Source organism: Candidatus Dadabacteria bacterium, from assembly GCA_009837205.1.
GTDB lineage: Bacteria > Desulfobacterota_D > UBA1144 > Nemesobacterales > Nemesobacteraceae > Nemesobacter.
Map to the genome: position 1 here is coordinate 1 of VXTZ01000004.1, position 25,733 is coordinate 25,733.

Below are 25,733 nucleotides of genomic sequence, written 5' to 3' on the forward strand. Positions count from 1 at the left end.
CATAAGGACTCAAACCCTGATTTTAGGGGTGGTGCACTTCAATGTTCAAGGGGCGATCGGTTATTCCATAAATTTCAGGGAAAGTTTTTCTTGAGTAAATTGGAGAAAATGTTTTTGCACCTTGAAGAAGTCTTTTTCTTGTGAGTTTCGGTTTTTTCACACAAGTATTATAATGTATGAACATATAAGTATCTAATGGAGGTACCAGATGAGAGTTAGGCGGCAGTTGCCCAAACTTAATATTTTTTACCCGATAATTTTTATCCTGCTGTTTTTTCTGGTGACGGGGGTTTTCGTGATAGTGGAAAGCGGACATGTTGGTGTCGTGCGGACCCTTGGCGCCGTGCAACCCAAGGCGCTTCCCGAGGGATTCCATATGAAAAAACCTTTCATGGATAAGGTTGAACAGATCGATATCCGTCTCACCGCGGCGAGTGCCAAGGCTGTTTCCGCTTCCAAGGATCTTCAGACGGTACAGACTCAAGTCACTCTCCAGTATTCCATTACGGGAGAACTTGCTCCCGTTATATTTCAGAAGATAGGGAAGAGAAACACTGTGTCACTCACCCTTATAGAGCCTGCGATTCAGGAGTCTGTAAAGGCCATTACTGCCAAGTACACCGCCGAGCAGTTGGTTACCAAGAGGGCCGAGGTAAAGGTCGAGATACAGGAGGCCATAAACAATTTCATATCAATTACTCTGGACGAGAAGGGGATTTCTCCCAATGCTCTTAGAATAGCCAACATCGCCATAACGGACTTTGATTTCTCGGATGAGTTCAACAAGGCGATTGAACTCAAGGTAAAGGCAGAGCAGGAAGCGCTTCAGGCCAAAAACGAGAAAATAAGAAGAGTAACTCAGGCTGAAGCCGCCGCGGAGGAGAAAAAGCTCGCCGCAAGCGCCCACGCTTTCGAGATAGAAGTGGCTTCCAAGGCAAGAGCCGATGCGATCGAGAGGGAAGCCAAGGCGCTTCGGAACAACCCGCAGATTATTCAGCTTCGAATAGCGGAGAAGTGGGACGGCACCCTTCCCAGATTCTCGGGTGGCGACGCGGTTCCCCTGCTAAACTTGGATTCTCTTCTGAAGGAAGAGTAATCCGGGGAGACACCATATGTATCCGGTACTCTTAGATCTCGGCGGAGGTCTGGTTATCTATTCGTATTCGGTGTTTCTCGCGCTCGGATACCTGGCTGCCTACTGGGTGGTATCCGCGGAGATAAGCCGCAGGAGAATGGACCCGGAACTTCCTTCCGCCCTTCTGCTTGCGTGCTTTATCGCAGGACTTGCGGGAGCCAAGATCCTTTTTCTTTACCAGAATGCTACTTTGACCGAATTTCTCGCTGACCCTGTGCGCTACTTCGTATCAGGATATGCGTCGGTAGGGGGCCTGGTCGGGATATTCTGCGCCGTGTGGATTGTCTCAAGGCTTAAAAAGACAGACTTCCAGCGGCTTCTCGATATAGTATGTCCCGCACTCATCCTTGGTCACGGAGTCGGAAGGATAGGATGTTTTCTAAACGGCTGCGATTACGGAACCGTGTGCTCTCTGCCTTGGGCGGTTTCTTTTTCCGAGAGGGTCGTCAGTGTCCATCCTACGCAGATCTACGATACCTTGTTCATGGCTCTGCTTTTTGTCTTTCTCTGGAGAATCAGAACCCAAAACCATCCCACGGGTTTTGTCTCGGCAGTGGGGTTCGTGATTCTCGGCACCCAAAGATTTCTGATCGAGTTTATAAGGGAGACTACACCGAGCTTTATAGGGGATCTTTCCCAGGCGCAGCTTGCGGCCTTGCTGTTAGTGGTTGTCTTCGGGACAAGGCTGTTTCAGCTTTCCGGCAGCGTTCTCGGGAAGCAGACACAGAACTAGTTTACTGTTATGCGGAGAATTCTGATAATAGGTATGGGGCAAATTGGAAATTTTCTCTCAAAGGAGCTTTCCAAGAGTCAGGAAGTGGTGGTTATTGAGAAGGACGCCGAGCTCATAGCCAAGGCCAAGGAAACCCAGGATGTCTTGGCAATTGAGGGAAACGGGGACGACCCCGCCGTCCTGAGACAGGCGGAGATAGAAAAGGCCGACATAGTTCTTGCGGTTACCGGAGATGACAGAACGAATATACTCGCCTCGTTTATCGCTCACGCCTCGGGAGTCAAGAAGATCGTTGTCGAGGTAAAAGACGCGAAGTATGCCGAATACGAGGGAGTCATAGAAGATTCGAATATCTCGCTAATAAGCTCAAGCAGCATAATCTCGGAAAAGATAAGCGCGCTTATAAGCGCTCCTTTCGCGGGGAGAGTGGAGTTTTTCGCAAGCGGACAGATAGAGCTTCTCAAACTCCGGGTGGATGAAGGGGTACCCATAATAAACGAGAAGCTGAGAAATTTCGTCAGCAGTCCAAGGAACTGGACTTTCGTCGGGCTGCAGAGGGACCACAGAATAACTATTCCGCGGGGGGATACGGAACTTCGTCCGGGAGATTTTGTATTCGCTCTTGGGGTTCCTTCGGCACTTGAGAAACTTAAAAAGCTTTTTAACCTGAAAATCCAGAAGGTCCATTCCGTCATCATAGTTGGCGCGGGCAGGGTGGGGTGCGAAGTGGCTTCCGCACTTCACGCTAACGGGCTTTCCGTAAGACTAATTGAAAGCGATCATCAAAGGGCCAGGGCTGCGGCCGAGGAGCTTGTCGGAGTGATGGTATTTGAAGGTGACGGAACCGATCTCGAGATACTTAAAGAAGCCGGAGTTGAAAAAAGCGATTACCTGCTTGCGCTTACCGGCTACGATGAAAACAATGTTCTCAGCGCGCTTCTCGCGAAAAATCTCGGCATTGATCGATGCACCGTACTTTATTCGAATCCCGATTACGTGGGAGTGCTCGAAGCGATCGGTATCGACACGGCCATAAGCGTAAACATGGCCGTGGCGAATGGTATCCTGAACTCGCTTCATCTTGGCGGAGAGGCTAACATATCGCTTCTTTACGAGGGAGCGGGAGAGATTCTCGAGTTTGACGTAACCGAACATACTAAAATCCTCGGGGTACCTCTTTCTGAGTGCAAAATACCGCACGGTTCGGTCATAGGCGTCTGCATAAGGGACGGGAAACCGATATTCCCCGGCGGGGATTTCGCCGCGCAGATCGGGGATCGTCTGGTGGTGTTTTCCCTGCCGAGTGCCGTGCAAAAGGTTGAAGAGATACTGGTTTCGTGAACGTTAGGTTCTGTTTTCAGATCACGGGAAAGTTCGTGATGTATCTCGGGCTGCTGATGCTCGTGCCGGCTGTCTGCACGCTTTTTTACCCGGAGGACGATCTCTCTGCCTTCCTGATCTCAGCGCTTATAACATCACTTGCGGGTCTTGCGCTTATGGTTGTTTGCCGCACTCCCGAGACTCCGACTGAGATACGAAGAAGAGAAGGTTTTCTGATTGCGGCGCTTTGCTGGGTTTTTGCAAGTATTTTCGGCGCCATTCCTTATTATCTTTACGGGGTGTTTGCCAGCCCGGTCGACGCGCTTTTCGAATCGACCGCGGGTTTTACCACCACAGGAGCCACCGCGCTTGTGTCCATTGAGTGGCTTCCCAAGGGAATTCTTTTCTGGAGGAACTTTACTCAGTGGCTTGGCGGCATGGGAATAATAGTTCTGGGAATCGCGATTTTCCCCAGACTTTTTGTCGGCGGGGCGCAGCTAATGGGGATTGAGACCACGGGACCGACGACTGAGAAGTTCTCTCCCAAAATAGCCGAGACGGCCAAGAAGCTTTGGATTGTATACATTGCCCTTACTGCATTGTTGACGATGCTTCTCATTTTCGGCGGAATGAGTTTTTTCGAAGCTCTGACGCATTCTTTCAGCACCCTCTCGACCGGGGGTTTTTCCTGCAAGGATGCAAGCATAGGGGCTTATGACAGCGGCTACATACAAGGGCTGATTACGCTTTTCATGTTCCTAGGCGGAACTAGCTTCGTACTTCATTTCTACTTTTTTACCGGGAGACCGGGGAAGCTTCTGAGGAACTCCGAGTTTCGGTTCTATCTCTTCTTTGTCATTGTCGCGACGATGTTTATTGCTCTAGAGCTCATCCAGACCGGTGTTTACGGAACCTTCTCCGAGTCCCTGCGCTACGCTTCTTTTCAGGTGGTTTCAATTATCACCACAACCGGATTTACCACCACGGATTTTGACGCATGGCCGGCTTTCGTGAAATGGGTGATTTTCATGCTGATGTTCTTCGGCGCGTGCGCGGGGTCGACTTCCGGGTCGGTAAAGGGGCTGAGAATCATGGTGCTTTTCAAAAAAGCACATAGAGAGATACGAAGACTTGTTTATCCGAACGTGGTTTCTCCAATAACCATAGAGGGAAAGACAATAAACGAGAAGGCGGTCGCAAGCATAACAAGCTTCTTTATCCTTTACATTCTTCTCTGCGGCTTCATTGCTCTTGTGATTCTTATGCTTGAGGACATATCTTTGGAATCTGCCGTCTCGGCTGCGGCTGCTTCCATAACCAACGTCGGACCTGCTTTTGACGAGGTCGGTCCGGCAAATCATTATGCCCACCTTGGGTCGCCTACGAAAATCATTCTATCGCTGGCAATGATCATAGGAAGGCTTGAGCTCTACACGGTTCTGGTACTTCTTATGCCGTCTTTCTGGAAGAGGTAGAGAAAGTTGCATCCAGCTTAACGGAATAGTTTCTCGGCTAGTAACCATACAAAGACAATGCTTTTATTAATTAGGAAGAAATTTTTTCATTCAGCTCTAAATTAGGTCAAGAAAGAATAGATAAGTTCCTTTTGAAAATTGGCAAAACTGAATGTAATCTAGTAAGCATTAGATGCTAATATAGCATTCTTTCCTTCCCCGCCTCCGGCGGGTATTTGTTTTTTACGGTATCGGTTTTCGGAAAACATGAAGATTATTGTTGATCCCAAGCAGCCTCTGGATTTCGAGACCTCGGCGGGCATTGGAAATTTTGACGGCATTCATCTCGGACACAAAGAGATAATAGAGGCTGCAAAACTCCGCTCGCGGGAAAATTCAACACGTTCCTGCGTAATTACATTCAATCCCCATCCGCAGAAAGTTCTCGGCAGAAAGGAGCTTTCTCTCATCTTCCCGTTAGGGTGGAGGTTCGAGATGCTTGAGGCTACTGGGATTGATGCGGTTATCTGTCTTAACTTCACCAGTGAGCTCTCAAAGGTAAGCGCGGAGAATTTCATAAAAGACATCCTCCTTGAGCGTCTCAGGATAAAGGACATAGTAGTGGGTCCGGGATTTTCTTTCGGACACAAAAGAAAGGGGAATGTCGATCTCCTCCGCTCCATGGGAGAAACCTATGGCTTTAATACGGTAGTTGCAGAAGCGGCTCGGGTAGATGATCAAGTGGTAAGCAGCAGTGCTATAAGAAACCTTGTAAAAGACGGGGAAATCAGCGAGGCGAACCGGTTTTTCGGTTACGATTACTACATAGAGGGCGTCGTAGTGGAAGGTGAGAGAAGAGGCAGGAAACTGGGTTTTCCTACGGTTAACCTTGATACCGAATGGGAGATTCTTCCCAAGCCGGGGGTTTATGCCACCTACATCAGGCTTCCCGACGGCTTCCACGAAAGTATCACCAACATAGGGATACGCCCGACGTTTGAGGAGAGTAAGCTTACGGTCGAGACCCACATTTTTGATTTCAATGACGATCTTTACGCAAAGAAAGTCAGGGTGAATTTCGTCGAAAGACTGAGGGATGAGAAGCGTTTTGCGAGCGTGGATGAGCTTGTAGCGCAGATCGAACACGATGTCGCTTCGGTACGGGAAATTCTTTGCGATTACCCTAAGGACGAGCGGATTTGGAAATAAAAGCCACAACGCGGATATACGGCATCTTCGGTCATCCGGTGTCCCAGAGTCTGTCTCCCGCCATGCATAACGCGGCGTTCGAGCATCTAGGGCTTGACTGCGTTTATCTGGCTTTTGACGTGGACCCCCGGAACATAGACAAGGCCGTGAATTCGATAAGAAACCTCGGTCTTTGTGGAGTTAACGTCACCATCCCGCATAAGCAGTCCGTTATGGCGGGTCTGGACGAGATTGCTCCTGAGGCCTCCATGGTCGGAGCGGTAAACACCATAGTTAACGAAGACGGTAGGCTCAAGGGTTACAACACGGACGTTTCTGGAGTGCTGAGAGCTCTTCATTTTGAACTCGAGTTCGTCCCGCAAGACAAGAATATTCTTATCGTGGGAGCCGGCGGAGCCTCAAGAGCGGTAATAGTGGCGATGTGTACAGGCGGCGCCCGAAGTATTGCAATTGCAAACAGGACCTATTTTAAGGCACAAGAGCTTTCCGAGGAATTCTCTCCGCGTTTTGGAGACATCGGATTTTCCGCGGCCCCGCTTGAGGACGCAGCGCGGGTGGCGCAGATGATGGAGCAGACAGACATCGTGATTAACTGCTCTTCTGCGGGAATGGGTGATATCGAACCTCTTCGTCTTCCGCTTGACCTGCTCGATGAGAACTGTGTGGTCTACGACCTTGTCTACAAGCCTGCCGTCACTCCGCTAGTAAGGGACTCCAGGGCTCTTGGGCTCAAGGCGGAATCCGGGCTCGGCATGCTCCTTTACCAGGGAGTTGACGCTTTTGAGATCTGGACGGGCGAAAATGCCCCGGTTGAGGTGATGAGGGAGGCACTCTCTGTTTCCGGGTGATATAATAAACTAGGAAGTTTTTAATCGGTCACGGGAGAACTTTGATGAAAGTAACCAGTCCAGCGGGGGATTTTGAGATAACGGTGACGGAATCATCCGTGGAGGGTGATTTTATCGTAATAAGCGGGCAGATGGGAGTCTGGGATTCGCAGATATACATGAAGCCCTCCGACCTTCTTAGTTTTGCGGGGGTATTATTCAACCTACAGGTTATTTTGTTCCTCGCGAAGCAGCCGTTTAGGTGGATTTTCCGCGGAAAGCGGGACTAGCGGCGGTTTTTTCGGGGATAAGGAATTCCCTATGCCAACGTGCTTCAAGTGCCTTGCTGGTTGCGTTTTTTTCCCTGTCAGCAATACATGAAGATTGGACGAACAAGATTGAACTATCGGTTTTCATAAGGACTTTTTTTCCTGGAGAAACTTAAGGCCGGAGGAATCTAGGTGATCGCAAAGAACTTCAAGTGGTTGACGAAAGAAGGGGAGCCTGGAGAATACGGACTTTGCGGTCGGTGCTGGCATCGTCTGAGAGCAGGAACATTCAGGGCGTCTGGCTTTTTCTCCCGTCTGAATTTCACTTTTCGCGCCGCGGGACTGTCTCTGCTTGCATGCGCCGTGCTGCTTTCGGCGGGCGGTTGCGGTGGGGGTACGGAAGAGGGTATGCCTCCCTTTACAGAAGACCCTCCCCCTGTTGGTCCTGCCTCGCCCGCAAGGCCAAATCCCGTTGAACTTGAATTCCGTGAGACGCATCTCGGGTCTCCGGACATGCCGGATGGCGAAGACTATAAGGATGATGAATTCATGGCCCATTGGGGATTGACCGCCATCGACGCCGATGAGGCCTACGGCCGGGGGTATTTTGGTCAGGGAGTGACCATTGCGGTGGCGGATGACGGTATGGACCTAGCTCATCCGGACTTGGCCTTAGACGGCAAGATCAAGGCGCCGTGGCATATTCGCAACCGGAATAATATGGTGAGTGAAGCCTATAGAGAGGGAGTGCACGGCACCTATGTGGCTATGATTGCGGCGGGGGCAAGGGGCAATACCGACGGGAATTTTGAGATAACCGTTGACGATGGCGCGCGAATACCTACTAGGAACATTCACGGAGTTGCGCCGCGGGCTTCAGTTATGCCGATAGCAATGTCAGGTGGCGCAACTCCGGTAGAGGCAGTACGATACGCAGTTCGGAACAAAGCGCATATGCTGAATCTCAGTATAGGCATATCTACTTTTTATTATGGGAAATACACAGGCAGAGAGGGAGTATGGCTCACCCAGCCTCTTCCCTTCTTCAGACCGCTTCTCAGCCTGGATCTGATCCAGGAATTTGCGGAGGTCGCCGGGGTAATTGAAAATCAGGACATTGTCCTTGTGTGGGCAGCCGGGAACGAAGGATGGAACTCTTATCGCAGAGACGCTGTTGTCAGCATGTGCGGGAAGAACTTCATTGACGAGGACGGATGTCTGCTGGGAGAGATGCATGTCTCTCAGCAGGAGTTCATGGAGAATTTCATGTGGATCTACGACGAGAACAATCCTGATGACACCATTTCTTTCAAAGGCATGTGGGGAGAAGACTGCGGAGAAGATAACTGCGCAGAGTACAACTCCAGCGGAGAATGGAGGGAAGCCCCGTTGTTTGAGCCCGGATTGCTTGGAAAATGGATCGTGGCTGCCGCGTCGGATAGAAACGGCACGATCTCCTCGTTTTCCAACGGATGCGGCGCGGCCAGAAACTGGTGTCTGGTGGCGCCCGGAGAAGGCCTGACAATTAATCCCGGTGATTCGCATGGGCTTAGCGGTACGTCTTTTGCGGCTCCCATGGTGAGCGGGGCCCTTGCGGTGCTCAAGAGCCGGTTTCCCGATATGCCTATGGATGTTATACAGGCCATATTGCTCGTCTCCGCGGACCCGGTCGGAATTCGGGAAGACAATCACGAGGAACCGGACCCTGTCTATGGCTGGGGGCGACTGGACCTGAGAAGCGCCGTTATCAAGCAGGATGCCGTACGTCTTCCGTACTCCGTGCCCGGGACTGCCGGGGCGACGCGGGCGATTTCTCCGGGACACTACCGTCCCCCTCTGCTTCCCGCCTCCGTTCAGACGCACACAGGCAGTCAGAACCGCGGCCTGCGGCAGGGACAGTGCGTGTCTCCATATGAGATTATCCGGCGATACCAGAACCGAAACGGAAGACCTCGACAAATGATTGACAGAAGCGGAATCTGAGAAGTTCCTCAATAGTTCTCAAGCTTGGAAACCAGGGAACTCAGCCACGGCCGTAAAGGTCTGCGGGCAATATTTCTTATCCGCCGGCGAACGGATCGGGAATATCGGGATGCCAGCGCGCGAAATGATTTTTATGCGCCTCCGTATAGGCTCCGGGCGGGTAGTACTTGTCGTAGAAATCCAGGTCAAGATGATGGGCCTGCACCATGAACCGAAGGAACATGGGGTCGGAGAAAGCCGGGAACCTTCCGTATGTATCGTAGACGTAATTGCAGATATCCTTTACAACCTGTATTTCGTCTCTGCTGGGTCTTTCAACCTCCGCGAGCACGCCGGTCGGATCCTTGTAGGGAAGCTTGTGCGATTCCCAGTTCGTCCATTTCATGTCGTTAAACGCTTCCACTGCTTCTCCCATGTCCTTGTAGTACGGCGGGCAGAACGCCTGAAACAGGTCGTCCCGGCCCACGGCGACCGGGTTGGGATTTCCCGTGTCGCCCTGTATCTTCGGAGTTGCAAACCGGAAACCCAGCCCCCTGTGAAAAGGTGTTCCTCCGAGCATGAACATGCTCGCGAATCCGCTGAAAAGCCATCCTCCGAGACCCAAGGTCTGGAGCGTCAGGACCATGTTCTGTCCCATAAAGGCCTGTTCCGCGATGTAGCCGTTTGCAAAGCGAAGTTCCGCTTCGACAAGCGGCATTCTTTTTGACTTGTCAAGAAAGCCTTCCTCAAGCCAGTGCGCGGTTCCGGGTGGTCTCAGGCTGTGAAGCTCGTCGACGAAGTTAAACCTGTGGTCAGGCCTCATGTAGAAGAAGTAAAGGTTGATTATGCACGCAGAAAGATCCGTTACCGGCATGAACACCGTCGTTCCGGGCTTGTTCACGTTCCAGAGATTGTGGGCGGCGATTCCCGGGGGTTTTGACGGCAGGTCTGCTCTTCCGTCAGAAAGCTTGATCTTGGATTCGCGGAACAGCTCGAGTATCCGGTCCACTCTCTGGTGACGGGTCATTTTCTCTAGACCCTCAAAATCCTCGGCACGCCGATCATGCATCTTTATCATGTAGAGCCCCTCGTCATTCGTGTAGAAAAGCTCCGTTCTGTGCACGTCCCCTAGAGCGGGGATCGTCTTGCTCGTAAACTGCATCTCAAGGTCAAGACCCACGTGAGGGGGAAAGTCAGAGAGGTTTATGTTCTTTATGCCGAGGCCCGTCCACACCAGTATGGCTTCCTCAAGTTCCGACAAGGGAACCGGGTCGTGCTTCGATTTGTACTGTAGGGGTCCCTTTTCGATCTCCATTCCAAGGCCGAAGCGGCGGGACCTTCTCTGGAAAACGGCATCATAGAAACCGTGGTCTATGGCGTGATCAAGACCTTCTGGGTATTCGCTCATGAGTTTCTCCTTAAGTTAACTGTTACCCCCTGCGGGCAGTGTCATTCCTGCTCCTCGGAATCGGATTGGGTCACAAGTTTCATGTATTCTCTTTCGGTAATTATCTCCAGCGGGCTCTCAACCCTGTCAAGAAACACCACTCCGTTTATGTGGTCGTATTCATGCTGGAACACTCTGGCCGCGAAATCCGAGAAATCTTCTTCAACTAGATTGTTGTCTCTGTCCCTGTAGACAGCGCGGACCGACTTGTATCTTGGTACAAGTGCCCGTATTCCGGGGATGCTCAAGCAGCCTTCCCAGCCTTTTTCCACCTCGTCTGATACCGAGACTATCTCGGGGTTGATTACCACCCTGACTTCTGTCTCGGGGGCATCGGGATACCGTGAGCTCAGGGATCCGGCGATTATGAAGATGCGGAGAGATTCAGATACCTGAGGAGCGGCGATTCCGACGCCGTTTGCCTCGGCGGCTGTAAGGATCATATCATCAATCAACTCCTGGGTCTCCGTGCCACTTATGTTTTCCACTCTCGGGGCCCTTTGCCTGAGTACGGGGTTTCCCAGTTCGGTTATTTCACGTTGGTTTGCCATGGTTTTACTGGTTGAAAATGGACTGCTGTTTCCGGCCTCCTCATATAGATTGCGGGCCGGTGCTTAAGATTCTATTATTATAAAACAAAAAGCCGGGAGGTTAAAGATAACTTCGTGTCGGGAATCGAACTTATAAAAAGGGCAGGAGAATTCGGGCAAAGGACCGCGGTTGAGGACCGGACGGGAAATTTCACTTACGCCGACTTGCTTCGTGTCTCGCGCTTTGCGGCGCTTAACCTTCTTGGCGACGAGAAAGATCTTGAGGAAAAAAGGGTTGCGTTTTTAGTTCCCCCAGAGTTCGAATACGTGGCGCTTAAGCTAGGCGTATGGATGGCGGGAGGAGTGTCGGTTCCCTTGGGCACCGCTCATTCTCCGAGAGAGATAAAGTACGTCATAGAGGACTCCTGCGCAGAGACGGTGGTTTTTCACCCGGACCTCGCTCAAAAACTCGAAGGGGTTTTATCCGATACCGACGTGCGGTTCCAGAAGCTTCCGGAAGTTTTGCAGCCTGCCCGAGGAGAACTTCCCGGGATTTCCGAAGAGAGAAGGGCAATGATCATATACACAAGCGGCACTACCTCTAAACCCAAGGGAGTAGTCTCAACACATCTCGGCATAAAAGCCCAGATAAACAGCATGACGGAGGCGTGGGAGTGGACCCCTGAAGATTCGATACTCAACGTCCTGCCTCTCCACCATCTCCATGGAATACTGAATGTCGTTCTCTGCTGCCTGTGGTCCGGTGCCAGATGCGTGATGATGGACGGGTTCAATGCGCAGCGAGTATGGAAGAGGCTCGAAAAGAAAGACCTGACCCTTTTTATGGCCGTTCCCACTATTTATTCCAAACTGATAGATCTCTGGGATGATTTTTCCGTTGCGGAGAGAAGACGCATGAGAGATTGTCTTTTGGGCTTTCGTCTCATGGTTTCCGGCTCCGCGGCTCTTCCCGTGTCCGTTCTTGAAAAATGGAAAGAGATAAGCGGGCAGATGCTTCTTGAGAGATATGGAATGACCGAGATAGGAATGGCTCTTTCGAATCCTTACAGAGGCGAAAGGTTGCCGGGATGCGTGGGCTTCGCAATGCCTGGGGTCGAGGTGGGGATTTTCGACGAGAACGACAGGCTGGTGGGTGTTGGAGGGCAGGGGGAAATCAGGGTAAAGGGAGAAGGCGTGTTTCTCGAATACTGGGGAAAACCGCGGGAGACGGAAAGTGCGTTTTGTGACGGATGGTTCAAAACCGGAGACATCGCATTTTTAGAGCGCGGAGGTTCCTACAGGATACTCGGGCGGGAATCCGTGGACATAATAAAGTCAGGTGGATACAAGATATCCGCCCTCGAGATTGAGGAAGTGCTGATGGAGCATCCGCTTATCATGGAGTGTGCGGTGGTAGGGGTCGCCGACCCGAGCTGGGGAGAGAGGATAGGGGTGGCTCTCATGTTAAGTGAGGGTGCCTCGATTGACCTTGAAGAGCTTCGCGACTGGGCTTCCGACAAACTTGCTCGGTACAAGCTTCCGACCCGGCTTCTGCTACTTTCCTCGCTCCCGAGAAACTCAATGGGAAAGGTAGCCAAAAATCGCATTAAGCAGTCTTTTCAAAATAGTTTATAATTTTTTTGTAATCCGAGGTCAGTCTTTTTTTTGGTTTTAAGGATAAAGCGGAGAGAAACATGAACCGGGCTGAGAACTTACCCATGCCCTCAAACGGCAGTATACGTTACGGTCCCGACATGAAAGTCCTTATCGTCGGTGCCGGTGTTGCAGGACTTACGCTCTGCGGGCTTCTCGAGCAGCGGGGCTTTCATCCTACCCTTGTGGAGAGGGCTCCAAGGTTCGGGGATGTGGGATACGTGATAGTGGTCTGGCCCTCAGGAAGCAGGATACTCAAGGGGCTCGGTCTTTACGAACTGCTCAGGGAGCGGGGCTGCGCTTTTACCGATTACAACATTTCCAACTACAGGGGCAAGGTTATAAACAGCTACACGATTGATTCCGTGGTTGAGAAGTACGGCCCTATAATAAGTATTTACCGTCCTGATCTGATAGACATACTCCTAGGGGCGGTAAGCGATGATTCGATCAGGATGGACACCACCGTTGTTTCCCTCGAGGACACTGGGGACGGAGTTAAGACGGTATTCAGCGACGGGAGCACGGGGACCTATGATCTCGTTATAGGATGTGACGGGATAAGGTCAAGAGTTCGAAAAGAGATCTTCGGCGACATACCGCTTCGCTACAGTGGCATGTCCGGGTGGGGCTTCTGGGTCAACCCGGACTTCTGCAAAAGCGAAGGGATCATAGAGTACTGGGGGAAGGGGAAGTTTCTCGGGATGTGGCCGACACGCGGACGTCTTGCCATTTTCACTAGTGTGAGAAGAGAATCCGGCATCCGGGACAGCGTTGATACGAGAATAGATAGCATCCGTCGGAGTTTCGCCGAGTTCGGAGGCGTAGTGCCGGAAATCCTGCGCAGTCTTGATGATCCCCGCAATATTTACTATGACGAGTACAACGACCTCAGAATGAATAGCTGGTCGCGAGGAAGAGTGGTGCTTGTCGGAGATTCGGTTCACGCGATACTGCCGAATGCCGGCGCCGGCGTATCAATGGCGATGGAATCGGCGGCCGTTTTGGCCGAGGAACTTTGCAGAACCGATTCAGTGAACCTTGTTCACGCCTTCTGGCAGTATGAGTCAAGAAGAAAGGGAAGGGTGAACAAAGTTCAGAACCAGTCAAGGATCATGGGGAAATTCATATACACCGAAAGCGGTGTTCTCTCGTCTATTCGTGATTATATTGTGAGGGTATATTCGAGTAGACAGCTTTTCAGGTACTGGGACAGCATGCTGAAAGATCCCCTTTGAGATCAGTGTTCCCGGTTTAAAAATTTTTTTGATTCCGGAGCGTAACTTTAATGAAATCATTCAAACATCTGCTTTTTTTCTTCGTCTTGACGGCGATTCTCTCGTTTCCTCTATCAGAAGCCCTTTCCCATGATTTCTCCGAGTCCATCTCGGCTACGGTAAAGCGTCTTACCCCTTCGGTCGTTAATATAAGCACGACAAACGTAATAAAAACTTCGCCGTATCAGGATGAGTACTTCAAGAAATTTTTCGAAAAGTTTTTCTCCGACCAGATGCCGGGGAGGGAGTTCAGGAACAAGGGACTGGGTTCCGGCTTCATAATGAGTTCCGACGGCTACATAATTACTAACAACCATGTAGTGAGAAGAGCCGAGGAGATCGAGGTGATACTCGAAGGCGGCAAAAAATACACTGCCAAGATAGTCGGCACCGATCCCGTGACGGATCTTGCCCTGCTGAAAATCGATCCGGAAGAGCCTCTTCCCGCTGTGGAGATGGGCGATTCCTCTGCCCTTGCCATAGGAGACTCGGTGTTCGCCATCGGAAACCCTTTCGGCCTAGGTCACACGGTCACCGCCGGGATAGTCAGTGCGAAGGGAAGGGCTCTTGGAATCGGGCGGTACGACAACTTCATTCAGACCGACGCGGCTATTAACCCTGGAAACAGCGGTGGGCCGCTTTTTGACTATGAGGGCAAGGTGGTAGGCGTGAACACCGCGGTCATGGCCCGCGGCCAAGGCCTCGGTTTCGCCATACCGATAAACATGACGAAGACTGTCGTTGAGCATCTCAAGGTTCATGGAAAGGTCATCAGGGGTTGGCTTGGGATAATGATTCAGGACATAACCCCAGAAATTTCCGAGGCCCTCGGGATCAACCGCGACAAGGGAGGGCTCGTATCCGAGGTCAAGGAAAGAAGTCCGGCGGACAAGGCGGGCATCAGAAGGGGAGACGTTATTGTTTCCGTGGGGAGCGAGAAAATTCCGGACGCCGCTACGCTTGCAAGGAAACTGGCGCTTACCAAGCCCGGGGTTGATACGAAATTCGTGGTGCTTCGAGACGGGAAGGAGAAGATCTTTACCATAAAGCTTATCGAACATCCCGAGAACGAGAAAATCGAGGAATCTCCCGATAAGCTGAAAACGGAGGAGGCACTCGGCATTGAAGTGAGCGAGATAACCGAGCAACTCAGAAACCGGTTCCAGATCAAGACCTCGGGCGGAGTCATTATCGCAAGAGTTGCACGCGGGAGCCTCGCCTCCGAAGCAGGGTTTCTCCCGGGCGATGTGATAGTGGAGGTAAACGGAGATGCAGTTGGCGGACTCGATGAATACCATGGAGTGCTTGAGAAGCACGATTCTAGCGGAACCCTGCTTTTTCTTATCGAACGCAAGGGAAGGACAATATATCTTGGCGTAAAGATGGGGCGCGAGTGATGATAGAGGAAAAACTCGCAGAACTTGGAATAGGGCTTGCAGAGGAAGTTCCGGCCTTGGGAAGCTACGTTCCCGCTACAGTGTCGGGCAATCTGATTTTTGTATCAGGTCAGCTTCCCGTTGAAAAAGGAAAGCTTCTTTTCATGGGCAAGGTGGGATCCGATCTTACGGTTGGAGATGGCTACGAAGCGGCCAGACTCGCGGCGATAAATGGCCTTTCCGTGATCAGTCATACCTTGGAAAATCTTCGCCAGCTAAGCAGGATCGTGAAAGTGACGGGTTACGTGGCAAGCGCCCCCGGATTTACGGAACAGCACAAGGTGGTTAACGGCGCCTCAGAGCTTTTTTCCGACATACTCTCTGAGAACGGACGCCACGCGAGGGTTGCGGTAGGGGTTCCCGCACTTCCGATGGATTCCCCGGTGGAAATTGAAATCATAGCCGAGTTCTCACACGGCTACGATTTCTGAGAAAACTGGGGGTTTTGCCCTGATGTTTCCCATATATCTTTATTCAGACAGTCCTTCGCAATCGCTCGTCATGCGGGGCGTGACGGATTTTCTCACGGATCTGGGTCTCTCGGTTGAGTTTCGCGGGGACTTCCTGAGCTATCTCTCGCTTGCGGCCGAGGAGGTGGCTGAACTTGAATCCTTTCTCTCAAAGGCTAGGGTTTTTGACATTGAAACGCCTGTTGACTTCTTCGAAACTCATCTGCCGTCCGAACCGTTTGAAAAGGAGCTTTATGACGGTTTCTGGGTTCAGAGAATATTCTCGAGATTTTTTCTTAGAAAACATCCCGGCGAACTTGCGAAATCGGGTTTTCACGCGGTTATCACGGGCAGGCTGCTTGGTACCTACGGATCCCGGAGATACCACGCCAGGGTTATAATCTCGGGATTTCCATCCTTTATTTCAACCTCGGGACTGGTGGAAGGTCCGGCAAGGCCCAGGGAGTATTATTTTCTCAAGGCGGAGTTTACCCGTTCGGGAAAGAATCTCTCAGAGCTTGACGAGGCGTTTCGGGGAAAGTTCGTTGATTACGAAGACGAGAGGATAACTAAGATAACAGGCCCCTACATACTTCAGCCTCTTCTGCACCATTTCTCCGGGAAAGAATTCTGCCAAAACGGCAGATGCGCACTTTTTAACTCCCACTGGCAGAAAGAAGTTCTCGATATACAGCACTCGGGCTTTTTATGCACCGAGTGCGAGAGCGAAATAAGGAAAATAGGAAAAAGGCGGTAGAAGCTGCGCCCCGCTACGCTGTAATGAACAGGAAACCGTCCCGGTTTCTAATCCATTTCATCAAGTATGTTTATAGCCACTTGGGCTACCTTTTTCCCGGAAAGCAGCATACCGCCGAAAGTGGGCCCCATCCTCGGAAGCCCGAAGGTGGTGTTAACCGCCATTCCGCACGCGAGCAGGCCGGGATGTACTTCTCCAGTGTATTCAACGAGTGCTTCTTCCGATTTCTCGACCCACATCGATCCGTGACCCGGAAGCTTTCTGTAAAGGCCCTGCTGAGAGAGTCTGGAAACGCAGTAGGCGTCGTGCCCTGTGGCATCTATTACCAGTTTTGATTCTATTGCTACGGGGTCAAGGCAAGTTATTTCCTTGGGCATGTTTGCGATGGGCGTCCAGTTGATCACTATCCCCGCGACTCTTCCGTTTTCCCTGTAAACCAGATCGTCAAACAGCGTCATGTTCCTCACTTTCGCCCCGGCCTCACACGCAGTCGCTATCAGCTTCGAACAGGCGTAAGGACCGTCGGCGACGAAAAGTCCTTCTGTGACCTCTTCATACGGCACTTCAATCTCGTTAAGAACTGTTTGCCCCGGGGCGCGTACGGTGACCTTGTTCATCAGGTATCCGCCGATCCAGAACCCTCCTCCTAGGTAATTCATTCTTTCAACGAGCAGAACCTTGTACTTTCTTTTCGCTATGTCTTTTGCCGCCACGAGCCCGCTCGGCCCCGCCCCGACGATTATGACGTCGCTTGTAATGTATTCGCTGAATTCATTCGAGAATCCTTCAACGATGGCCCTGGTGACCTCTTTTTCTCCTATCGGTGCGAACTGGGGGGTTTTTAAACTGTCTGACATGTGATTTTCCTCCGGAAAATGTCAATAAGGTTCTGCTTTTTACTCCTGTTCTTCTTCCTTCACGACATTCACTGTTACCTGCTGTGTTACGTCCATGTGGAGTTTAAGTGCAACTGTGTATGTTCCAAGTTCCTTTAAAGTTCCGTCAAGCAGTATGTCCCTTCTTGAGATCTCGAATCCTTTTTCCTCGAGCGCGTCGGAAATGTTCTGCGAGGTAACTGACCCGAACAACCTATCTCCCTCCCCGGCTTTGGCGGATATGGAGATTTCAAGACCTTCGAGTTTTTCGGCAAGAGTTTTGGCATTCTCAAGGATTTCGGTTTTGCGCAGTCTTATGGCTTCTATCTTGCTTTTCCAAGCCTTAAGGTTCGATTCGGTTGCCTTTACAGCGAGCTTGCGGGGAAAAAGATAGTTCCTCGCCATCCCGTTTTTCACTTCTTTTACGTCTCCGACGACTCCTACGTTTTCCACATCGGAAATCAGAATTACTTTCATTGTTTACCTCCGCGCATCGGTTAAGCGGTATCCGGGAATCACTTGTGGGTTACCGTATACGGCAAAAGCGCCATGAAGCGGGCTCTCTTTATAGCAATCGCCACCTTTCTCTGCTCCTGCCTGGAGAGCCCTGTGTTTCTCCTAGGCAGTATTTTTTTTCTCTCAGTTATGAACTGCGAGAGAAGCTCCGTGTCCTTGTAATCTATCTGCTTGCCTTCCTTGGCAAGATCTCTGGGTTTCTTTCTGCGCGAGTAAAACCTTCTTCCGCCTCCCCCTCCCATTGGTCTTCTGCTCATGACTGGTCGCCTCCTTGGGTCTTTTCTTCGTCCCCCTGGGGCTGTTCTACATCTCCTTGGGGCGGTTCTTCGCTTTCCTGAACCTGTTCAGCAGCTTCCTGTGGCTGTCCTTCGTCTCCCTGAACCTGTTCAGCGGCTTCCTGTGGAGGCTCACCGTTGCCTTCGGCCTGACTTTCAGACTCTGAGGAAGGGGACTGAAAAGCGCTCTGATCCTCTTGCTCGGATGGTTGCGGAGGAACGTTCATCCCACCGCCCGCAGTTTTCTGTTCCTCCTCGATGTACTTTACGGTCATGAACCGCAGAACATTGTTTTTCGAGAGGTTAAAGTATCTTTCTATGTCTGTTACGGCCTTGGATTCAGCCGCGTAAACGGCTATGTAGTAGGTGCCTCTAGTGTAATTTTCTATTCTGTACGCGAGATCCCTTTCAGCCCATTTTTCGGATTTTATCATCTCCCCGCCGTTTCCGGCAACGCTCTGCTCGACCCTGTTCTGGATCGTAAGAAGGTCTTCGGGGGATATATCTGGTCTTACGAGATAAAGCGTTTCGTACTTCTTCGGCTCTATAGCCATCCTTACTGCCTCCTGTCTTGGTCTTAGGCCCCTGACGCTTTGAAGTCAGGAGCAACAGAAAAAACTATTATACTGATTTTCGGGGACTGTGTAAATAAACGGGCTGGGGGGGCATGCCCCCCCAGCCCGCAGGTAAAGCGTCCGTTTTATATTATAAGAAGAGGAGCTACGACAAGCGATACTATGGACATCAGTTTGATCAGGATGTTCATAGCCGGCCCTGAGGTATCCTTAAACGGATCTCCTATCGTATCCCCGACGACGGCGGCTTTGTGCGCCTCCGATCCTTTCCCCCCCAGATTACCTTCCTCTATGAATTTTTTCGCGTTATCCCATGCTCCGCCCGAGTTCGCCATCATAAGAGCGAGCATCACTCCCGCCACGACCGCTCCGGCGAGAAAACCTCCGAGGGCTTCCTCTCCGAGGGCAAAGCCTATTACGAGCGGCACCACTACGGCGGTAATGCCCGGCAGTATCATCTCTTTTAAGGAAGCGTCTGTGCTTATCTGCACGCACCTAGCGTAGTCCGGTGTGGCCTTTCCTTCAAGAAGTCCGGTTATTTCCCGAAACTGCCTTCTTACTTCCTCCACCATCTGCTGCGCCGACCTTCCCACGGAACCCATGGTCAGGGCGCCTATGAGAAACGGGATGGTTCCTCCCACAAGCATTCCCGCCACGACCTTGGGCTGGGTAATGTCGATAGAAGAGAGCCCGACGGCGTTTGTGTAGGCAGCGAAAAGCGCAAGGGCGGAAAGGGCCGCGGAACCGATGGCGAATCCTTTTCCTATGGCTGCAGTCGTGTTGCCGAGAGAGTCGAGCTTGTCCGTGATCTTTCTCACGTCCGCGCCGAGTTCCGACATCTCCGCAATACCGCCTGCGTTATCTGCTACCGGACCGTAGGCGTCAACCGACATCGTTATTCCTATGGTCGCTAGCATGCTGACCGCGGCTATCCCTATTCCGTAAAGTCCCGTGAACCAGTAAGACAGCACTATTGCCGCCGCGATTATGATCACCGGGTAAGCCGTGCTGTACATTCCCACCGCGATTCCCTCGATTATGTTGGTGGCAACGCCCGTCTCGGAGGCTTTTGCTATTTTCCTGATCGGAGGTCCCGAGGTGAAATGCTCCGTAACCTTGCCGATCAGTATTCCGGCGAGCAGACCCGCTATGGAAGTAAGCCATATGCTTATATATCCCTGTTTGCCCATGGTGGACAGGCTCTCCACCTGCGCCAGCCCGTAAAGTGCCAACAGGGAGATCGCGCAGTATACGACCGCGGCGAATATGGTGGATCTTTCAAGCACGGCGCTTGGTTCTCCTTCCCTGAGCCATCCTACCGCCTTGGACCCCACAAGCGAGGAGAGGCTTCCTATTACGATGAGTATCAGCGGGACCGACATCATGGCGAGCTGGTTTGTCGCCATGCTGGCTGCGATCACTACGGTAGCGATTACGGCTCCCACGTAGGATTCGAAAAGGTCGGCGCCCATTCCCGCTACGTCTCCGACATTGTCTCCGACATTATCGGCGATCGTGGCCGGGTTTCTCGGGTCGTCCTCGGGTATTCCGGCCTCAACCTTTCCGACGAGGTCGGCTCCGACGTCAGCTGCTTTGGTGAATATACCTCCGCCTATCCTTGCGAAAAGAGCTACGGTGCTGGCTCCCATTGCGAACCCGCCTATCATTCCTCCGAATTCCTTTAAGAACGCTGTGAAAAGGGTGCTGTCTTCGGGCTTTGTCTGAAGGTCGATTCCCAGAAGAAAAACGACTGAGAGTCCCAGAAGACCCAAACCTGCGACCGAAAGCCCCATCACGTTTCCACCCCGAAAAGCCACCTCGAGGGCTTTTCCCTGTCCCTCGCTAGCTGCCGCTTGTGCTGTTCTCACGTTAGCTTTCGTGGCTGACTTCATGCCGAAAAACCCAGCTATAAGCGAACAGATCGCCCCGCCGAGATAAGCGGCCCCGGTTTCAATTCCAAGAAACACCGAGAGCAGAACGAAAACAATCGCGGCGAAAAGGCCGATTATCCTGTACTCCCTTTTCAAAAACACCATCGCTCCCTCGTGAATCGCAGAAGCGATCTGCTTCATTTTGTCGTTTCCTTCAGGAAGCTTGTCTATCCCCCTGTATACAAATAACGCGTATAGGAGCACGATAAGACCTACCACGATTCCCACAAGTCCTATATTGCCCACTAGTACTTCACCCATACCCATTGGTAAATTCCTCCTAGTAGAGAATTGTTTTTTTTCAGTTCAGTCGACTGTTAAATTTGTTCATTGCCGAATCCACCCCGGCGCTTATTATCTCAAACGTTGCCTCCACCGCGGTCTCGACCATCTCGGCGGCCGTTTCCCTCTCATCCGAGGAGAATCTGGAGAGAACGTGATCACGTGCCTCTTTTTTTCCCGAGGGTTTCCCTATGCCGATTCTCACCCTGCAGAATTCCCCGGAACCAAGGGACGATATTATCGACCTTATTCCGTTGTGCCCGGCCGAGCCTCCTCCCCTGTTCACCCTTATGTTTCCCAGAGGGAGATCGAGCTCATCGTAGACCACGATTATCTGCTCGACTGCTATCTTGTAGAATTCCTTCGCTTCGCGAAGCGCCTCACCACTTGCGTTCATGAAGGTCTGGGGCTTTATTATGAACAGCTTCTCATCCGAATAGACCGCCTCCGCGCAGAGACTTCTGAATTTTTTCTTCCCGATCTTTACTCCCAGGCGCTCAGCCGCGCGCTCAGCCGCGCGGAAGCCTATGTTATGTCTCGTATTGTCGTAGGCGGAACCGGGATTTCCCAGGCCTGCAATCAGATATCGCATGGATTCGATGACTTATTCCTGGGTTTCTTCGGCTTCCCCTTCCCCTTCCCCTTCCTCTTCTCCGGCCTGCACATCCTCCTCTGTCGAGCGCTGCGCTATCACCTGGACGACTTTTTCGCTGCCGTCCCTAACCGGTTTCACTCCCTCGCCTAACTCAAGTCCCCCTATGTCCACGAAACCTCCTATGTCGAGAGAACTTATGTCTATTTCTATCAAATCGGGAATATTTTCCGGCAGACATTCAAGATCGATGGTTCTCATCAGTTTTTCTAGCGTGCCCCCTCTTCTTTCCCCTTCGGACCTTCCCTGGGTGCTTACCGGAACTTTTACCCTGACGCTTTTTTTCATGTCGATAGCCAGAAAATCAAGGTGGATCACCCTGTTTTTAATGGGGTCTCTCTGGACTTCCTTCAGCATCGAGAATCTTTTTGCGGAGGGCTCGGAACCGTCTATCTCAAGTTCCAGAACGGTGTTTATTCCGGTGTTGTTTGAAAGCGCCCGCTTAAGTTCATCAGGACGCACCACAAGTGGTACCGGATCCTCTCCCTGACCGTAAAGTATGGCCGGTATGTTCCCTTCCTTTCTTACTTCTCTGGCTCCGCTTTTGCCGATTCTTATTCTGGGTTTTACCCGAAGTGAGCTCTGTACCATGGTTTTTCTCCTGGATTTCGTTTAAGTAAAAAGTGCGCTTATCGATTCCCCGAGTGCCGTTCTCCTTATGGCCTCGCCGATGAGGTCAGCGATACTGAGCACGGTGATTTTCGCACTCTGTTTCTGGTTTTCCTTCTGGGGAATGGTGTTTGTGATTATTACTTCATCAATATCCGAGTTGTTTATCCTGTCTAGGGCAGGCCCTGACAGCACGCCGTGAGTGCAGCAGAGCGATACGCTTCTAGCTCCTTTCTCAAGGAGCACTTTGGCGGCTTCGGTGGCGGTTCCTGCCGTGTCCACCAGATCGTCAACTATTATCGCGTGCTTGTCTTCCACGTCGCCGATTATGTTGCTTATCCGGGCGACGTTGGGAGCAGGCCTTCTCTTGTAGCAGATGGCGATTTCTGAGTGGGTTCTGTTCGCGAACTCGGTTGCCCTCTCAACCCCCCCGGCGTCTGGAGAAACCACTACGGTTTCGCCGTCGCGGTACTTCTCCCGCAGGTAGTTGGTTATCACGGGTGCGGCGTAGAGGTGAGTTACCGGAACGTCAAAGAACCCCTGTATCTGGCCGGCGTGAAGATCCATGGTCACTATTTTACTCGCGCCCGCGACGACTATGAGGTCCGCGGCCAGCTTGGCGCTTATCGGGGCTCGGGGCTGAACCTTTCGGTCTTGTCTTGCGTACCCGTAATACGGTATTACGGCGGTTATTACCCTTGCGGAGGCCCGCTTGAGCGCATCTATGATTACGAGAAGCTCCATTATGTTCTCGTTTACCGGAGGGCATGTCGACTGTATGATGAAAGCGTTCGAACCTCTTACACTCTCTCTTATGTCAACGAAGATTTCCCCGTCGCTGAAACGGTTTATCTCCATTTCTCCGGGGGAAACCTCAAGATAGTTGCACACATCCTCAAACAGAGGGTGATTTGACGTGCCGCTGAATATTTTTGCGTCCTGCATTTCCATGGTGGGCCTCAAAATATGAAACCCTGTATTATAGAGTAAAGTTTTTATAATTCAAGCGCCGGGGACATTGCGGAGTTCCCGGGATGGGCTACTTTCTGTAGGGCGAGAAATCAGGCGGTCTTTTCTCCACAAACGCATCGGTTCCTTCGGCGGCCTCGGCTGTGGTCTTAAAGAGCTCGAGGGAAGCCTTGCCCATGCTTGAGATTCCGAAGAGTCCGTCGGTCTCGGAGTTAAAGGAGTACTTGGCAAGCTTAAGGGCGGTAGGGCTTTTAGACAGTAGTTCCTCGCACCAGGCGTTAACCTCGGAGTCAAGCTCGTCCGGGGGAACGACCCTGTTTATAAGTCCCATCTCGAGGGCTTCCTTGGCCGAGTACTGCCTGCACAGATACCACATTTCCCTAGCTTTTTTTTCACCGATGAGTCTTGAGAGGTAAGCTGTCCCGAAGCCCGGATCCACGCTTCCCACCCTCGGCCCTACTTGCCCGAAAACGGAGTCCTCAGAAGCGATTGTCAGGTCGCACATGAACTGCAGTATGTTCCCTCCGCCTATGGCGTAGCCTCTAACCGCGGCTATGACCGGCTTCGGTATATTTCTTATCAGGTAGTGGAGATGGGAAACGTAGTCCCCGACTCCGAGAAGCCCGTCTTTGCCCCCGGCGCCGCTTTTTTTCTCCTTGAGATCTCCCCCGCTGGAAAACGCCTTGCCCCCCGCACCTCGGAGGACCACCACGCCGACCTGCTCATCCGCCCAGGCTTCCGTAAAGGCCTTGATCATTTCGTTAAGCGTTACGTCCCGGAAAGCGTTAAGCGCCCGGGGGCGGTTTATGGTCACGAAGGCGACTCCGCCCGTTTTCTCGTAGATTATGTCTCCAAAGTTCATCCGCTATCCCTTGTACCACTTTCCGGTGCTTTTCCCGGTAAATATATTCACGCACTTGGTTTCAAGGTAGTTGTCTATACCTTCGGCTCCCAGCTCCTTTCCAATTCCGCTCTGCTTGAACCCTCCGTAGGGAGTTTCGGGGACTATGCCCCCGTAGGTGTTTACCCAGAGGTAGCCGGCCTTTACGGCCTTTGCGACCCTAAGCGCGCGGTTTATGTCCTGGGTCCAGATTCCCCCGGCGAGTCCGTACTCGATGTCATTTGCCGCCGCGACGGCCTCTTCCTCGGCCTTAAAGGGAATGACGCAGACCACCGGCCCGAAGATTTCCTCGCGTACCAGAACCGAGTCGGGAGGGGTGTCCTCTATAACTGTTGGCGCTATGTAGTAACCCTTGTCGAATCCCTCGGGACGGTTTCCGCCCGCGACCACCCGGGCTCCCTCCGAGACGCCTTTTTCGATGTAGTTCATCACGTTTTCGTAATGCTCCTTTGAAATCACTGTCCCGAACTCGGTTTCAGGGTCCTCCGGGTCTCCGATTTTTATTCTGGATATCCTGTCAAGATAAGAGGAGAGAAACTCATCGTATATTTCTTCGTGGAGCAGCAGCCGGGTAACCGCGGTGCAGTTCTCCCCCTGGTTAAAGAAGCCCCCGCGAAGACACGCCTCGACGGCTCCCTCGATATCCGCGTCCGCAAAGACCATGCACGGGGCCTTGCCGCCGAGCTCAAGCGACACTCTTTTTATCGATCCCGCCGCCGTTTTCATTACGTTTTTTCCGACCTCGGTCGAACCCGTAAACGCTATCTTGGCTATCCCGGGGTGTTCGGTAAACGCCTGGCCGGCTACGGCCCCCTCTCCGGGCACCACGTTCAGCACTCCGTCCGGGAGTCCTGCCTCCGAGCAGAGCTTAGCCACCTCGAAGATTCCGCAAGAGGTGAGTTCCGCGGGTTTTATGACCACGGTGCATCCGGCCACAAGTGCCGGGGCTATTTTCCAGAAGGAAAGAAGAAGGGGGAAATTCCACGGGATTATGTGCGCCGCAACCCCCACGGGCTCTTTTATGGTGAGAGATATCTGGTTTTCGTTTACTTGGATGGTTTCTCCGTTAAGGCGGGTGTGCGCTCCCGAGTAGTACTCAAGCGTTCTTACCGAACCGCCTATTTCGACCATTGCGCTCTCGCGGATCGGTTTTCCGGTTTCGCGTGTGTTTAAAAGGGCTATTGCGTCTTTGTTATCCGATAGCGTCTCCGCAATCCGAAGGAGGTATTTGGCTCGCTCCGATGCGGGGAGTCTCGACCACGCCGGAAAAGCGTGTTCTGCGGCCCGAACCGCCGCATCTACGTCTTCCGGCCCTCCCTGGGCGACCTCGGCCAGGGGCTCTTCCGTCGCGGGGTTTTCCCTTACGAAGTAGGCGCCGCTTTGCGGTTCCCTTTCTTCGCCGTCAATGAAGAGATTGCATTTTATTTCCGTACTAGCCATGGCTTGAGAATTATAACAGACAGTTCCTCATGCGCATCCGCCCGGGAGCAGCTCAATGTTTCGCCGCCTTGTTCCGGGGTTGTTAGTAAGGTGCGTTCAAACGCCGAAAAAAACAAGGGCAGTCTCAGGACTGCCCTTGTCTGACAGCCGTTACCGCCAGTTTCAGCAAGACTGCCGGTATTGCGGGAAAGTTTCTACGCGCGTTTTCTAAGGAAAACGACCGAGAACAGAACAAATGCTGTCAGGAAGA

25 protein-coding genes are annotated in these 25,733 nt (G+C 52.0%); 13 read left to right on the forward strand and 12 right to left on the reverse strand.

Annotation, left to right across the window (positions count from 1 at the left end; genetic code table 11):
* The first annotated feature begins 208 nt into the window (after positions 1-208).
* The 8 genes from F4Z13_00385 (at position 209) to F4Z13_00420 (ending at position 8,930) form a co-directional block, all read left to right on the forward strand.
* Entirely contained in the window at positions 209-1,096 is an 888-nt protein-coding gene (locus F4Z13_00385) for a prohibitin family protein (GenBank protein ID MXZ47701.1), read from the forward strand.
* Between the two features lie 16 nt (positions 1,097-1,112).
* Positions 1,113-1,868, forward strand: coding sequence for a prolipoprotein diacylglyceryl transferase (locus F4Z13_00390; GenBank protein MXZ47702.1), 756 nt, complete (start codon positions 1,113-1,115; stop codon positions 1,866-1,868).
* Positions 1,869-1,877: 9 nt separating this feature from the next.
* Positions 1,878-3,209, forward strand: coding sequence for a Trk system potassium transporter TrkA (trkA, locus tag F4Z13_00395; GenBank protein MXZ47703.1), 1,332 nt, complete (start codon positions 1,878-1,880; stop codon positions 3,207-3,209).
* Positions 3,206-4,663: a TrkH family potassium uptake protein gene (locus F4Z13_00400; protein MXZ47704.1), complete on the forward strand. Its 1,458-nt coding sequence runs from the start codon at positions 3,206-3,208 to the stop codon at positions 4,661-4,663. The genes trkA and F4Z13_00400 overlap by 4 nt, the downstream gene beginning before the upstream one ends.
* 246 nt (positions 4,664-4,909) lie before the next feature.
* Positions 4,910-5,851, forward strand: coding sequence for a bifunctional riboflavin kinase/FAD synthetase (locus F4Z13_00405; protein MXZ47705.1), 942 nt, complete (start codon positions 4,910-4,912; stop codon positions 5,849-5,851).
* On the forward strand, positions 5,842-6,699 hold the full coding sequence (locus F4Z13_00410) for a shikimate dehydrogenase (GenBank protein ID MXZ47706.1): 858 nt from the start codon (positions 5,842-5,844) through the stop codon (positions 6,697-6,699). Before F4Z13_00405 ends, F4Z13_00410 begins: the two co-directional genes overlap by 10 nt.
* A gap of 44 nt (positions 6,700-6,743) precedes the next feature.
* On the forward strand, positions 6,744-6,968 hold the full coding sequence (locus F4Z13_00415) for a hypothetical protein (GenBank protein MXZ47707.1): 225 nt from the start codon (positions 6,744-6,746) through the stop codon (positions 6,966-6,968).
* A gap of 171 nt (positions 6,969-7,139) precedes the next feature.
* Positions 7,140-8,930, forward strand: a complete 1,791-nt coding sequence (locus F4Z13_00420) for a S8 family serine peptidase (GenBank protein MXZ47708.1) — start codon at positions 7,140-7,142, stop codon at positions 8,928-8,930.
* A 76-nt stretch (positions 8,931-9,006) separates the two neighbouring features.
* Here the strand turns inward: F4Z13_00420 and F4Z13_00425 are convergent, their stop codons facing one another.
* Both F4Z13_00425 and def read right to left on the reverse strand, forming a co-directional pair.
* Positions 9,007-10,317: a hypothetical protein gene (locus F4Z13_00425; protein ID MXZ47709.1), complete on the reverse strand. Its 1,311-nt coding sequence runs from the start codon at positions 10,315-10,317 to the stop codon at positions 9,007-9,009.
* A 41-nt stretch (positions 10,318-10,358) separates the two neighbouring features.
* Positions 10,359-10,907, reverse strand: coding sequence for a peptide deformylase (gene def / locus F4Z13_00430; protein MXZ47710.1), 549 nt, complete (start codon positions 10,905-10,907; stop codon positions 10,359-10,361).
* Positions 10,908-11,021: 114 nt separating this feature from the next.
* On the opposite strand from def, the gene F4Z13_00435 reads away from it, so the two are divergent.
* From F4Z13_00435 to F4Z13_00455, 5 genes are read left to right on the forward strand one after another with little or no spacing between them, the layout of a single operon-like run.
* A complete protein-coding gene (locus F4Z13_00435) occupies positions 11,022-12,521 on the forward strand; it encodes an AMP-binding protein (GenBank protein MXZ47711.1) in 1,500 nt (499 codons plus the stop codon).
* A 59-nt stretch (positions 12,522-12,580) separates the two neighbouring features.
* Complete coding sequence (locus F4Z13_00440; protein MXZ47712.1) at positions 12,581-13,777, forward strand: FAD-dependent monooxygenase; 1,197 nt, start codon at positions 12,581-12,583, stop codon at positions 13,775-13,777.
* Between the two features lie 50 nt (positions 13,778-13,827).
* Positions 13,828-15,213 (forward strand): Do family serine endopeptidase, encoded by a 1,386-nt coding sequence (locus tag F4Z13_00445; protein ID MXZ47713.1) that lies wholly within the window; start codon positions 13,828-13,830, stop codon positions 15,211-15,213.
* Positions 15,213-15,683 (forward strand): RidA family protein, encoded by a 471-nt coding sequence (locus F4Z13_00450; GenBank protein MXZ47714.1) that lies wholly within the window; start codon positions 15,213-15,215, stop codon positions 15,681-15,683. The genes F4Z13_00445 and F4Z13_00450 overlap by 1 nt, the downstream gene beginning before the upstream one ends.
* Before the next feature lie 22 nt (positions 15,684-15,705).
* Positions 15,706-16,458: a hypothetical protein gene (locus F4Z13_00455; GenBank protein ID MXZ47715.1), complete on the forward strand. Its 753-nt coding sequence runs from the start codon at positions 15,706-15,708 to the stop codon at positions 16,456-16,458.
* A 47-nt stretch (positions 16,459-16,505) separates the two neighbouring features.
* Here F4Z13_00455 and F4Z13_00460 read toward each other — a convergent pair whose 3' ends face one another.
* From F4Z13_00460 to F4Z13_00505, 10 genes are all read right to left on the reverse strand, one after another.
* Positions 16,506-17,315, reverse strand: coding sequence for a thiazole biosynthesis protein (locus tag F4Z13_00460; protein ID MXZ47716.1), 810 nt, complete (start codon positions 17,313-17,315; stop codon positions 16,506-16,508).
* Positions 17,316-17,354: 39 nt separating this feature from the next.
* Positions 17,355-17,810, reverse strand: a complete 456-nt coding sequence (locus F4Z13_00465) for a 50S ribosomal protein L9 (GenBank protein MXZ47717.1) — start codon at positions 17,808-17,810, stop codon at positions 17,355-17,357.
* Positions 17,811-17,848: 38 nt separating this feature from the next.
* The gene (rpsR, locus tag F4Z13_00470; protein ID MXZ47718.1) at positions 17,849-18,106 is read right to left on the reverse strand and encodes a 30S ribosomal protein S18; all 258 of its coding nucleotides are present in this window, start codon (positions 18,104-18,106) and stop codon (positions 17,849-17,851) included.
* On the reverse strand, positions 18,103-18,678 hold the full coding sequence (rpsF, locus tag F4Z13_00475) for a 30S ribosomal protein S6 (protein MXZ47719.1): 576 nt from the start codon (positions 18,676-18,678) through the stop codon (positions 18,103-18,105). The genes rpsR and rpsF overlap by 4 nt, the downstream gene beginning before the upstream one ends.
* 146 nt (positions 18,679-18,824) lie before the next feature.
* Positions 18,825-20,891 (reverse strand): sodium-translocating pyrophosphatase, encoded by a 2,067-nt coding sequence (locus F4Z13_00480; protein ID MXZ47720.1) that lies wholly within the window; start codon positions 20,889-20,891, stop codon positions 18,825-18,827.
* A 40-nt stretch (positions 20,892-20,931) separates the two neighbouring features.
* Positions 20,932-21,504 carry an aminoacyl-tRNA hydrolase gene (locus F4Z13_00485; protein ID MXZ47721.1) on the reverse strand — a complete coding sequence of 191 codons (573 nt, stop codon included), beginning with the start codon at positions 21,502-21,504 and terminating at the stop codon, positions 20,932-20,934.
* 12 nt (positions 21,505-21,516) lie between these two features.
* Positions 21,517-22,155 carry a 50S ribosomal protein L25 gene (locus F4Z13_00490; protein ID MXZ47722.1) on the reverse strand — a complete coding sequence of 213 codons (639 nt, stop codon included), beginning with the start codon at positions 22,153-22,155 and terminating at the stop codon, positions 21,517-21,519.
* A gap of 21 nt (positions 22,156-22,176) precedes the next feature.
* Entirely contained in the window at positions 22,177-23,118 is a 942-nt protein-coding gene (locus tag F4Z13_00495) for a ribose-phosphate pyrophosphokinase (protein ID MXZ47723.1), read from the reverse strand.
* A 94-nt stretch (positions 23,119-23,212) separates the two neighbouring features.
* Positions 23,213-24,004: a 1,4-dihydroxy-2-naphthoyl-CoA synthase gene (locus F4Z13_00500; protein ID MXZ47724.1), complete on the reverse strand. Its 792-nt coding sequence runs from the start codon at positions 24,002-24,004 to the stop codon at positions 23,213-23,215.
* A gap of 3 nt (positions 24,005-24,007) precedes the next feature.
* Positions 24,008-25,483, reverse strand: coding sequence for an aldehyde dehydrogenase (locus F4Z13_00505; protein MXZ47725.1), 1,476 nt, complete (start codon positions 25,481-25,483; stop codon positions 24,008-24,010).
* Between the last annotated feature and the right edge of the window lie 250 nt (positions 25,484-25,733).

Bases quoted from the DNA above. Each gene is read 5' to 3' on its own strand.
- F4Z13_00385 (MXZ47701.1), top strand. From the start codon at position 209: ATGAGAGTTAGGCGGCAGTTGCCCAAACTTAATATTTTTTACCCGATA.
- F4Z13_00390 (MXZ47702.1), top strand. From the start codon at position 1,113: ATGTATCCGGTACTCTTAGATCTCGGCGGAGGTCTGGTTATCTATTCG.
- trkA (MXZ47703.1), top strand. From the start codon at position 1,878: ATGCGGAGAATTCTGATAATAGGTATGGGGCAAATTGGAAATTTTCTC.
- F4Z13_00405 (MXZ47705.1), top strand. From the start codon at position 4,910: ATGAAGATTATTGTTGATCCCAAGCAGCCTCTGGATTTCGAGACCTCG.
- F4Z13_00415 (MXZ47707.1), top strand. From the start codon at position 6,744: ATGAAAGTAACCAGTCCAGCGGGGGATTTTGAGATAACGGTGACGGAA.
- F4Z13_00425 (MXZ47709.1), bottom strand. From the start codon at position 10,317: ATGAGCGAATACCCAGAAGGTCTTGATCACGCCATAGACCACGGTTTC.
- def (MXZ47710.1), bottom strand. From the start codon at position 10,907: ATGGCAAACCAACGTGAAATAACCGAACTGGGAAACCCCGTACTCAGG.
- F4Z13_00440 (MXZ47712.1), top strand. From the start codon at position 12,581: ATGAACCGGGCTGAGAACTTACCCATGCCCTCAAACGGCAGTATACGT.
- F4Z13_00445 (MXZ47713.1), top strand. From the start codon at position 13,828: ATGAAATCATTCAAACATCTGCTTTTTTTCTTCGTCTTGACGGCGATT.
- F4Z13_00450 (MXZ47714.1), top strand. From the start codon at position 15,213: ATGATAGAGGAAAAACTCGCAGAACTTGGAATAGGGCTTGCAGAGGAA.
- F4Z13_00455 (MXZ47715.1), top strand. From the start codon at position 15,706: ATGTTTCCCATATATCTTTATTCAGACAGTCCTTCGCAATCGCTCGTC.
- F4Z13_00460 (MXZ47716.1), bottom strand. From the start codon at position 17,315: ATGTCAGACAGTTTAAAAACCCCCCAGTTCGCACCGATAGGAGAAAAA.
- F4Z13_00465 (MXZ47717.1), bottom strand. From the start codon at position 17,810: ATGAAAGTAATTCTGATTTCCGATGTGGAAAACGTAGGAGTCGTCGGA.
- rpsR (MXZ47718.1), bottom strand. From the start codon at position 18,106: ATGAGCAGAAGACCAATGGGAGGGGGAGGCGGAAGAAGGTTTTACTCG.
- rpsF (MXZ47719.1), bottom strand. From the start codon at position 18,678: ATGGCTATAGAGCCGAAGAAGTACGAAACGCTTTATCTCGTAAGACCA.
- F4Z13_00480 (MXZ47720.1), bottom strand. From the start codon at position 20,891: ATGGGTGAAGTACTAGTGGGCAATATAGGACTTGTGGGAATCGTGGTA.
- F4Z13_00485 (MXZ47721.1), bottom strand. From the start codon at position 21,504: ATGCGATATCTGATTGCAGGCCTGGGAAATCCCGGTTCCGCCTACGAC.
- F4Z13_00490 (MXZ47722.1), bottom strand. From the start codon at position 22,155: ATGGTACAGAGCTCACTTCGGGTAAAACCCAGAATAAGAATCGGCAAA.
- F4Z13_00495 (MXZ47723.1), bottom strand. From the start codon at position 23,118: ATGCAGGACGCAAAAATATTCAGCGGCACGTCAAATCACCCTCTGTTT.
- F4Z13_00500 (MXZ47724.1), bottom strand. From the start codon at position 24,004: ATGAACTTTGGAGACATAATCTACGAGAAAACGGGCGGAGTCGCCTTC.
- F4Z13_00505 (MXZ47725.1), bottom strand. From the start codon at position 25,483: ATGGCTAGTACGGAAATAAAATGCAATCTCTTCATTGACGGCGAAGAA.